We start from the raw sequence: 261 nt of genomic DNA, 5'->3' as shown, positions 1-261 counted from the left end.
TCTGGGAGCCGGTGATGATGACCGGCTTATGCAGATCTTCCAGCATGAAGGAGAGCGCCGAGGCGGTGAACGACATGGTGTCGGTGCCATGCAGGATCACGAAACCATCGTATTTCTCGTAGTTGTCGCGAATATCCTCGGCGATACGCTGCCAGTCCGCCGGGGTCATGTCGGAGGAGTCGATGAGGGGCGCATACTCGTGGATATGGTAATCCGGCATCTCGGGGCGGTGGAACTCGGGCATCCGCGCCAGACAGTCTT

The 261-nt window shown here is 59.0% G+C and carries 1 protein-coding gene; it reads right to left on the bottom strand.

Annotated elements, in window-relative coordinates:
- On the bottom strand, nt 1-261 hold a 261-nt coding region (locus B4920_RS26770; protein WP_173862723.1), incomplete at both ends, for an asparaginase domain-containing protein.

This window comes from Zoogloea sp. LCSB751 (genome assembly GCF_002028455.1).
Classification (GTDB): Bacteria; Pseudomonadota; Gammaproteobacteria; order Burkholderiales; family Rhodocyclaceae; genus Zoogloea.
The sequence above is the reverse complement of the archived record's forward strand: the minus strand, read 5'-3'. Positions and strand labels throughout refer to the sequence as shown.